Source organism: Brevundimonas sp. (assembly GCF_041911375.1).
In the GTDB taxonomy this organism is placed as follows: Bacteria; Pseudomonadota; Alphaproteobacteria; order Caulobacterales; family Caulobacteraceae; genus Brevundimonas.
The window spans coordinates 1-1,379 of record NZ_JAYRPA010000049.1; the positions used below are offsets into that span (position 1 = coordinate 1).

A 1,379-nucleotide genomic window follows, 5' to 3' on the forward strand; every position below is an offset into this window, starting at 1 on the left:
GGACGTGATGACGACCTACGGCGTCGATTCCTTCCAGGGCAAGCTGGCGGCGATCATCCAGGGGTCGACCGAGACGACCTTCTACGTGCTGGCCGTCTATTTCGGCAGCGTCAATATCACCAAGACCCGCTATGCCGTAGCCGGCGGCCTGATCGCCGACGCCGTCGGGTTGGTCGGCGCGATCCTGATCGGTTACGCCTTTTATCACTGAGCGGCGGCGCCTGTTGCGGTCGACCGCCAAAAATGGGCGAAAATTGAAATTTGCCGTCTGAATCGCCGCACGTGTCCAGAATCGTTTTCTTCAACAAGCCCTACGGCGTCCTCAGCCAGTTCACGCCGGAGGGCAGGTGGCGGGCGCTGGCCGAGTTCATTCCGGTCAAGGACGTCTATGTCGCCGGCCGCCTCGACGCCGACAGCGAGGGGCTGCTGCTCCTGACCGACGACGGCAAGCTGCAGGCGAAGATCGCCGATCCGCGGCACAAGCTGGAGAAGACCTACTGGGCGCAGGTCGAGGGGAGGCCCGACGAGGCGGCGCTCGACCGCCTGCGCGCCGGCATCGCACTCGCCGACTTCACCGCGCAGCCGGCCAGGGTGCGGCGCATCGACGAACCGGCCCGCCTCTGGCCGCGCGACCCGCCGATCCGTTACCGCGCGGCGATCCCGACGTCGTGGTTGGAGATCCGCATCGCCGAGGGAAAGAACCGTCAAGTCAGGCGGATGACGGCGGCCATCGGTTATCCTACGCTCCGCCTGGTTCGCGCCGCCGTCGGTTCGGCGACGCTGGACGGTCTGGCGCCGGGACAATGGCGGCAGATCGATGGCAGTTACAAGGATTTGCAAGGAAAATTCAATGAATAGGATTGTCGCCGCCCTTTGCGGGCTGGCCCTGAGCGCCGCCGTCGGGGCGCAGAATGCCATGCCGGTACTCGAGCTGAACGCCGGTTTCCACCGCATCGAGGCCGAAGTCGCCGCCACCGACCAGAACCGCCAGGTCGGCCTGATGAACCGCAAGGCGATGCCGCCGCAACGCGGCATGCTCTTCGTCTTCCCGCAGGAAAACACGCACTGCATGTGGATGCGCAACACGCTGATCCCGCTCTCCGTCGCCTTCATCGACGCCGACGGCATCATCATCAACATCGAGAACATGCAGCCGCAGACCGAGGACAACCATTGTGCCAAGGTGCCGGCGCGTTACGCGCTGGAGATGAACCTCGACTGGTTCGCCCAGCGCGGCATCAAGCCGGGGATGAAGCTGAAAGGCATCGAGAAGGCGCCGCGTCCGCAGTGATGAAGCGCAGCAAATGGCGGACCCGCCTGGCCGGCGGCCTGCGCGATCCGCTGCTCCGTTCCTGGCTGACCGAGCCGGGCTCGCTGAC

2 protein-coding genes and 1 pseudogene are annotated in these 1,379 nt (G+C 65.4%); all 3 read left to right on the forward strand.

What is annotated here, in order from left to right:
* Positions 1-211: pseudogene (locus tag ACE3PU_RS09680) on the forward strand (hypothetical protein); the annotation flags it as partial.
* A 50-nt stretch (positions 212-261) separates the two neighbouring features.
* Positions 262-858, forward strand: a complete 597-nt coding sequence (locus ACE3PU_RS09685; protein ID WP_374389144.1) for a pseudouridine synthase — start codon at positions 262-264, stop codon at positions 856-858.
* Positions 851-1,291: a DUF192 domain-containing protein gene (locus tag ACE3PU_RS09690; protein ID WP_374389146.1), complete on the forward strand. Its 441-nt coding sequence runs from the start codon at positions 851-853 to the stop codon at positions 1,289-1,291. The genes ACE3PU_RS09685 and ACE3PU_RS09690 overlap by 8 nt, the downstream gene beginning before the upstream one ends.
* Positions 1,292-1,379: the final 88 nt, after the last annotated feature.

Coding starts and splice junctions, on each gene's coding strand:
- ACE3PU_RS09690 (WP_374389146.1), top strand. CDS start 851: ATGAATAGGATTGTCGCCGCCCTTTGCGGGCTGGCCCTGAGCGCCGCC.